The 7,445-nt window shown below is 73.0% G+C and carries 9 protein-coding genes; 6 read left to right on the forward strand and 3 right to left on the reverse strand.

What is annotated here, in order from left to right:
* The 3 genes from ETD85_RS58320 to ETD85_RS67145 form a co-directional block, all read right to left on the reverse strand.
* Positions 1 to 694: multicopper oxidase family protein (locus ETD85_RS58320; protein WP_170247430.1), on the reverse strand; the 694-nt coding region annotated here is incomplete at its 3' end.
* Complete coding sequence (locus tag ETD85_RS58325; protein ID WP_206059557.1) at positions 691 to 1,107, reverse strand: hypothetical protein; 417 nt, start codon at positions 1,105 to 1,107, stop codon at positions 691 to 693. The genes ETD85_RS58320 and ETD85_RS58325, both read right to left, overlap by 4 nt.
* Positions 1,104 to 2,138, reverse strand: coding sequence for a carboxymuconolactone decarboxylase family protein (locus ETD85_RS67145; protein ID WP_138698422.1), 1,035 nt, complete (start codon positions 2,136 to 2,138; stop codon positions 1,104 to 1,106). Before ETD85_RS67145 ends, ETD85_RS58325 begins: the two co-directional genes overlap by 4 nt.
* A 199-nt stretch (positions 2,139 to 2,337) precedes the next feature.
* On the opposite strand from ETD85_RS67145, the gene ETD85_RS58335 reads away from it, so the two are divergent.
* From ETD85_RS58335 to ETD85_RS58360, 6 genes are all read left to right on the forward strand, one after another.
* Positions 2,338 to 3,504 carry a sensor histidine kinase gene (locus ETD85_RS58335; protein WP_138698423.1) on the forward strand — a complete coding sequence of 389 codons (1,167 nt, stop codon included), beginning with the start codon at positions 2,338 to 2,340 and terminating at the stop codon, positions 3,502 to 3,504.
* Positions 3,501 to 4,163, forward strand: a complete 663-nt coding sequence (locus tag ETD85_RS58340) for a response regulator (protein ID WP_138698424.1) — start codon at positions 3,501 to 3,503, stop codon at positions 4,161 to 4,163. Before ETD85_RS58335 ends, ETD85_RS58340 begins: the two co-directional genes overlap by 4 nt.
* 53 nt (positions 4,164 to 4,216) lie before the next feature.
* Complete coding sequence (locus tag ETD85_RS58345; protein WP_138698425.1) at positions 4,217 to 4,816, forward strand: sulfite oxidase-like oxidoreductase; 600 nt, start codon at positions 4,217 to 4,219, stop codon at positions 4,814 to 4,816.
* Positions 4,817 to 5,542 (forward strand): ferredoxin reductase, encoded by a 726-nt coding sequence (locus tag ETD85_RS58350; protein WP_138698426.1) that lies wholly within the window; start codon positions 4,817 to 4,819, stop codon positions 5,540 to 5,542.
* A 1-nt stretch (position 5,543) separates the two neighbouring features.
* Positions 5,544 to 5,831, forward strand: coding sequence for a DUF6510 family protein (locus tag ETD85_RS58355; protein ID WP_240780108.1), 288 nt, complete (start codon positions 5,544 to 5,546; stop codon positions 5,829 to 5,831).
* Positions 5,832 to 5,922: 91 nt separating this feature from the next.
* Positions 5,923 to 7,326 (forward strand): LCP family protein, encoded by a 1,404-nt coding sequence (locus ETD85_RS58360; protein ID WP_138698427.1) that lies wholly within the window; start codon positions 5,923 to 5,925, stop codon positions 7,324 to 7,326.
* Positions 7,327 to 7,445: the final 119 nt, after the last annotated feature.

Genomic DNA, 7,445 nt, shown 5'->3' on the forward strand with positions numbered 1-7,445 from the left:
AAGAGACAGCCCGCACCCCCGGCCGCTCCCCCAGCCCGGGGTAGAGCATCGTGCCGTCGGCCGCGAACGACCGGTCGCAGATCAGCAGCGGCACGTCCCGCTCGCCGTCCGGCAGCGGCAGCGCCCGCTCCTCCTCGTCGCGCACCAGGAACATCCCGGCCAGCCCGCGCCAGACCTGCGGCCCCGTGTAGTCCATGCGGTGGTCGTGATACCAGAGCGTGGCGGCCCGCTGCTCCAGCGGGAACACGTATTCGCGCGCGGCCCCCGGCATGACCAGGTCGGTGGGGTAGCCGTCGGACTCGGGCGGGGTGTGCCCGCCGTGCAGGTGCAGCACCGTCGGCTCGCCGAGCTGGTTGATCAGCTTCACCACGGTACGCCGGCCGCGCTCGGCCCGGATCGTCGGCCCGGGGAAGGTCCCCCCGTACCCCCAGATCGGAGTGCGCAGCCCCGGCAGCACCTCCGCCTGCGCCGCCCGCTCGGTCAGCTCGTAGAAGTCGACGCCCCCCGCGCTGCGCACGGGCTCGGCCACGTCCGGGACCGGCAGCGGCACCGCGAACTGCCGGGGCAGCGGGGCCGCGCTGGTCAGGAGCTGCGGCTGCGGGGTCCCGGCGATCAGCGAGCAGCCCTGGGCCCCGACCGCCGCCACCGCACCCAGGCCCAGCAGCCGCAGCGCGTCGCGCCTGGTCGGCGTCATGCCGCCGCCGGGCGCCTGGCCATGACCCGGCCGAGCTGCATGACCCCGCCGCCGAACAGCATGACGCCGAGCGGCAGGTGCAGGACCTTCAGCCCGGCCATCCCCAGGAAGGCGGCCACGACCGTGAGCACCAGGATCAGCGCGGCCGGGGGGACGAACGCGGCCCGCCCGCCGCCGGGCCGCCAGACCAGGATGGCGGCGACGAGGTGGGCGAGCCCGATGATCGCCAGGGCGATGCCCGAGGTCTCGTGCAGGGCCCGGCCGCCGGGCGAGGAGAGCAGCAGGCCCGCCGTCACCGCCTGGAACAGCAGCGCGGCCACGTGCAGGACCACCACCGCCTGGAGCACCCGCATGGGCCAGGAGGTCCGGGCCGGGTGCGCGGTCTGAGGGGAAACGGCATGCTGTGCGGTCATGATCGGTCCTCTGCGGTCACGTGTTCCGTGGGGGTGATGAGCGCTTCGACGCGTCGCGTGGCCGTGATGGCGCCGAACGCGCAGAGCCGTACCAGGTCCTCGTCAGTACGCCCGCCCGTTCTGGAGGCGCGCCAGGTGGCCACGTCGGTGTCCGTCACCCGGTACGGCGCGAGCGCGGTGAGCAGCGCGAGCCTGGCACCCGGCCGATCCGCCGCGGGCAGCGCGGCCACCGGGCCGTCCAGCCAGGCGGTGTTCATCGGCGGCGGCGTGCCGTCCCAGACCTCGACCGCATCCGTCACGGCCGTCCGGGCGCCGTCCCCGAGCAGCTCGCCACCGGACCCGGCGACGGCCTCCAGGGTGGCGAAGGCCGCGCCCACCGGGGTGCCCGCCGCCCACTCGCGCTCCGGCCGCGCGGGCAGGTCCGCCACCATCGCCAGGCTCGTCCCGACCGGCAGCCGCCTGCGCACCGTCCGCGTCAACACCCGGCCGCCCATGCTCCTGACCAGGCGCGACCGCTGCAGGTTCGCGGGCAGCACGCCGTCGGTGAGCAGAGTGGAGGCCACCCGGTTGATGAAGTGGAAGGACAGCGCGGTGCCGACGTACTCGTGCGCGAGCTCCGCGGGGAACGGCCCGGGCCGTACGGGACCGCCTGTCGCGCCGGCCCAGGCCAGCAGGGCGGCGTGGGCCGGGTCCGCCGGGGTGTCACCGCGGGCGATGGCCTCCGCCAGCCGGTGATCGCCGGTCGCGTGCAGCAGCATCGTGTGCGCGTCCACGCAGAACGGGCACCGGTTCGCCATCGACACCCCGAGGGCCACGACCTCCTTGCCGGTCCTCGGCGCGGCTCCGGCCAGCAGCGACTCCCTGAGCATGGCCCAGGTCGCGGCCGTCACCTCGGGCGACGGCGACAGCGTCATCAGCACCGCCATGCGGGCCATGCCGAAGTCCTCGGCGATCTGCGCGTAGACCTGGGCGATCCGCCCGGTGGCGCGCTGCGGCTCCACGGGTGTGACGTAACGGAAGGGACCGGCCATCACCGGCCCCCGTCTTTCAGGATCATCTCCATGACCGGACATCGTGGTATCCGGCCCTGCCCCAGGTCGTCGTGCCCGAGGAGACTCTTGCGACTACGACGTGGGCGGTCGGACCGGGCCGGACTACTTCGCCGGAAGTAGTCGGAAGTTACGCCCAGACGCTGAGGAGTATGTCGCGACCAGGCCCTAATGTGCAGGAATGAGCTCTACGCACGGATGGCGGCCGTACGCCATGGACGGCGCGCTCGCCGCGGTGGTGGCCGTCATGCTCGGGGCCACCGTACTGGTCACCCCGGGCTCGGGGGCCCTGGACCTGGTGGCCGTGCTGACCGGCTCGCTGGCGCTCGCCGCCTGGCGCCGGGCACCCGTGGCGGCCCTGCTGGTCACCACGGCCTGCATGCTCGTCTTCTCCGTACACGCCCATCCGGGCCCGCCGGCCGCCTTCCCCGTGCTGGTGAGCGTGTTCGGCACGGTCAGGGCCGGGCACCGGCTGGTGGCGGCGCTGGCGAGCGCGGTGTTCCTGGGCGTGAGCCTGGCCGTGAGCCTCTACACCGCGGCGGGGCAGGACGCCCAGGACCTCGTCCAGCGCACGACGCTGCTGCTCGGCTGGTTCCTGGCCGCCGGGGTGGCGGCGACGGTGTCCCGGCACCGGCAGGCGTACCTGGAGCAGGCCGAGCAGCGCGCCGTGGAGGCCGAACGCACCCGCGAGGAGGCCGCGCGCCGCCGGGCGGGCGAGGAACGCCTGCGCATCGCCAGGGAGCTGCACGACTCGCTCACGCACAGCATCTCGATCATCAAGGTCCAGGCGGGGGTGGCCGTCCACCTGGCGCGCAAGCGCGGCGAGGACGTGCCCGCGGCGCTGCTGGCCATCCAGGAGGCCAGCGGGGACGCCATGCGCGAGCTGCGCGCCACGCTGGAGGTGCTGCGCGACCAGGACGCCGCCACCGGCCCGGGCCCGGACCTCGACAGCCGGCTGGACCGGCTCGACGACCTGGTGCGGCGGGCGCGCTCGACGGGCCTGCCGGCCACGGTGACCGTCTCCGGCGTACGGCAGCCGCTGCCTGACGAGGTGGACCGGGCCGCGTACCGGATCGTGCAGGAGGCGCTCACCAACGTCTCCAGGCACGCCGGCGGGGCCGGGGCGGCGGTGCGCATCGAGTACGGCGGCGCGGAGCTGGTCGTGCAGGTGGACGACGACGGCCTGGCCAGCGAGGACACGCCGCCCGTGCCCGGCGTGGGCCTGCTCGGCATGCGGGAGCGCGTCACGGCGCTCGGCGGCCGGCTGCGCGCGGAGCCCCGTCCCGAGGGGGGCTTCACCGTACGCGCCGAACTTCCGCTCGGCCGGACATTGGGGGAGACATCGTGATCCGTGTGCTGCTCGCGGACGACCAGGCGCTCATCCGCGGCGGCTTCCGCGCGCTGCTGGAGGCCGAGGACGACATCGAGGTGGTGGCCGAGGCCGCCGACGGCGAGCGGGCCGTCGCCCTCGCCCTGGAGCACCTGCCCGACGTGGCGCTCATCGACGTGCAGATGCCCGTGATGGACGGCATCGAGGCGACCAGGCGGATCGCCGCCGACGAGCGGCTGAGCGGGGTCCACGTGGTGATCCTCACCAACTACGGCCTCGACGAGTACGTCTTCAACGCGCTCAGGGCGGGCGCCGGCGGCTTCCTGGTCAAGGACACCGAGCCCGCCGACCTGCTGCAGGGCGTCAGGGTGGCGGCGCGCGGCGACGCGCTGCTGTCCCCCGCCATCACCCGCCGCCTGATCGGCGAGTACGTCGCCCGCCGCCCCGAGCCGGAGTCGGAGGGAGCGGACGTGCTCACCAACCGCGAACGCGAGGTGACCGCCCTGGTCGCCCGCGGCCTGTCCAACGACGAGATCGCCGCGCACATGGTGATCAGCCCGACCACGGCCAAGACGCACGTCAGCAGGGCCATGACCAAGCTGCACGCCCGCGACCGCGCCCAGCTCGTGGTCTTCGCCTACGAGTCGGGGCTGGTCACTCCACGGGCGCGTCGCTGACCTGCGGGAAGCGGTTCATGGTGGAATGACACGAGAACCACTGGGAGGGGCTCGTGAGCATCATTTCGCGCGGCTTCCGCGGCAAGCGGCGAGCGGACGACGACCGGCTGCCACCAGGCCAGTACCTGGTCGAGGACTTCCCTGTGCTGTCCGCCGGGCCGACGCCGCAGGTCCCGCGGGACCGGTGGGAGTTCGCCATCGACACGGAGGAGGGGCAGACCCACCGCTGGTCGTGGGCGGAGTTCATGGCGCTGCCCCAGACGAGCCCCACGGTGGACATCCACTGCGTCACCAAGTGGTCGAAGCTGGACACCACGTGGGAGGGCGTCTCGCTGGACGTGCTCTTCGAGGACGTGGAGAGCGCCGCCGACTACGCGCTGATCCACTCCTACGGCGGCTACACCACGAACCTGCCGCTGGAGGACCTGCTCGACGGCAAGGCCTGGATCGTGCACCGCTTCGACGGCGAGGACCTGGAGCCCTGGCACGGCGGCCCGGCGCGGCTGATCGTGCCGCACCTGTACTTCTGGAAGTCGGCCAAATGGGTGCGCGGCATCCGGCTGCTCAACGACGACGAGCCCGGCTTCTGGGAGACCGCCGGCTATCACAACTACGGCGACCCGTGGCGCGAGCAGCGCTACGAGGGCGACTAGGTGCGCCGGCTGACCTGGCTGGCGGCCGAGCTCGTACGGACCCGCTCGGAGACCGCCACGGCGCGCACGCTGAGCTTCCGGGTGCCCGGCTGGCCCGGGCACGCGGCGGGGCAGCACCTCGACGTGCGGCTCACGGCCGAGGACGGCTACACCGCGCAACGCAGCTACTCGATGGCCGCGCCCGCCGACGGCGACCTCGTCGAGCTGACCGTGGAGACGGTGCCCGACGGCGAGGTCTCGCCGTACCTGACCGAGGAGATGCGGGCCGGCGACCTGGTCGAGGTGCGCGGGCCGGTCGGCGGCTGGTTCGTCTGGCGGCCGGCGAGCAAGGCGCCGGTGCTGCTGGTCGCCGGCGGGTCGGGCATCGTGCCGCTGATGGCCATGATCAGGGAGCGCGGGAAGGCGGGCAGCCGGGTGCCGTTCCGCCTGGTCTACTCGCTGCGCGACCAGGACAACCGCTACTACGCCGAGGAGCTGCGGCGGCCCGCCCCCGGGCTCGACATCAGCTACCTCTACACCAGGTCCGCGCCGCCCGGCGCGAGCCGCCCCGCAGGCCGGGTCACGCTCGGCGACCTGGCGGAGGGCGGCTGGCCGGCGGACTTCGAGCCCGACTGCTACGTGTGCGGGCCGACGGGGTTCGTGGAGGCGGCGGCCGACCTGCTGCTCGCGCTCGGCCACGCCCCCGAGCGCATCCGAACCGAACGTTTCGGCCCGACCGGAGGCTGACATGACCACAGACCGCCCCGACATGACCCCAGGACATCTGGACGGCAACGCCCTGGCGGGCCCGCTCGGCGAGATCTTCGCCGTGGACGTCACCGCCGCCACCGGCCGCTGCGTGAGCTGCGGGCTGGTGGGTCCCGTCGGCGCGCTGCGCGTCTACGGCCCCGATCCCGGCATGGTGGCCCGCTGCCCGGGGTGCGACGAGGTGGTGCTCAGGCTCGTACGCGGCCCGGGCACTGCCTGGCTCGACCTCCGTGGCACGGTTTCGCTCCGCATGAGCCTGCCTGACTGAGTACACTCGGGCACGTTCAACCGGCCGAGATCTGTACGGCGAGGCTCCAGCCATGGGCGGCGGTCCTCGGCCCCGTCCATTCTGGAGTCACGTGAGCAGCGGGCTTGCCGACGCGCCGCCATCCGGGCCGAACACGCCGCCACGGCGTCGCCGCCCCTGGCTGCGCTGGGTCATCGCGGTCGCGATCACCGTCGTCCTCCTGGTCGCCGGCGTCGCCGTGGGCGTCTACGCCAAGCTGACCGGCAACGTCGAGCACGAGAACGTCACGGCGGAGGACCTCGGCGCCACCCGGCCGCCCAAGGTCGCGGGCACCGCGATGAACATCCTGGTCGTCGGCTCCGACCAGCGCAACGGCAAGAACGCCAAATACGGTCGCGTCGCGGGCGAGCGCACCGACACCATCATGCTGGTCCACGTGTCGTCCAAGCGCGACAACGCCATGGTCGTCAGCTTCCCGCGCGACTCCCTCGTGCAGCTTCCCGCCTGCCGCGCCACCGGCGCCTTCCCGGGGCAGCGGCCGCACCTCGGCATGATCAACGAGTCGTTCAACTCCGGGGGCATCGCCTGCACCTGGAAGACCATCGAGGGGCTCACCCGCATCCACATCGACCACTTCGTGAAGGTCGACTTCACCGGCTTCAAGAGCATGGTGGACGCCGTCGGCGGCGTGGAGGTCTGCCTGACCGAGCGCGTGGACGACAAGAAGGCGCTGCTGCACCTTCCCGCCGGGCGGCAGACGCTCAACGGCGAGCAGGCGCTGGGCTACGTGCGCGCCCGCTACAGCCTGGGCGACGGCTCGGACATCGGGCGCATCCAGCGGCAGCAGATGTTCATCGCCTCCATGGTCAAGAAGGCGATGAGCGGCGAGACGCTCACCAACCCGGCCAAGCTGTTCGCCCTGCTCGACGCCGGCACCAAGGCGGTCACCACCGACCCCGACCTGTCGGTGGGCGTCATGCGGGACCTGGCGACCGGCCTGCAGGGGCTCAACGCCGGGCAGATCCGGTTCATCACCACCCCGTGGCACTACTCGCTGACCCAGCCGGGCCGGGTCGAGTGGGTGCAGCCGCAGGCGGGCAAGCTGTTCCAGATCGTGGCCAGGGACCAGAGCGTGCAGGGCGTCAAGGGCGGCCAGGCCAAGGTGGGCCGGTCGAAGATCCAGATCGAGCTGCGCAACGGCACCTGGCGCAGCGGGCTCGGCACCCAGGTGGCCGCCTTCCTGGAGCAGCGCGGCTACCACATCTCGAAGATCGGTGACTCGGCGCGCAAGCCGCAGGCGAAGACCACGATCATGTACGGCCCCAACGGCGAGACCCGCGTGCCGACGCTGTCCGGCGACCTGCTCAAGGCGACGCCCAGGAGCGTCCCCGCCGCACGGACGAACCGGCTGGTGCTGGTGATCGGCGACGACTGGACGGGGCTGAAGCCGCTGCGCGCGGACGACACCGAGGCGATCAAGGGCTTCGACGCCACCCACGACTCCTGCGCCGCCTGACAGTGAGGATGTAGATGAGCGCTTCCCGCCAGGGGCTGACCCACCGCCTGACTGACTTCGGGTCCTTAACGGGATGTGTCGTCCCTGGCCGGGAGGCGCTCATGTGCACTCACCGGACG

It is taken from the genome of Nonomuraea zeae, assembly GCF_005889725.1.
In the GTDB taxonomy this organism is placed as follows: Bacteria; Actinomycetota; Actinomycetes; order Streptosporangiales; family Streptosporangiaceae; genus Nonomuraea; species Nonomuraea zeae.

Bases quoted from the DNA above. Each gene is read 5' to 3' on its own strand.
- ETD85_RS58355 (WP_240780108.1), top strand. From the start codon at position 5,544: ATGACCACAGACCGCCCCGACATGACCCCAGGACATCTGGACGGCAAC.
- ETD85_RS67145 (WP_138698422.1), bottom strand. From the start codon at position 2,138: ATGGCCGGTCCCTTCCGTTACGTCACACCCGTGGAGCCGCAGCGCGCC.
- ETD85_RS58335 (WP_138698423.1), top strand. From the start codon at position 2,338: ATGAGCTCTACGCACGGATGGCGGCCGTACGCCATGGACGGCGCGCTC.
- ETD85_RS58325 (WP_206059557.1), bottom strand. From the start codon at position 1,107: ATGACCGCACAGCATGCCGTTTCCCCTCAGACCGCGCACCCGGCCCGG.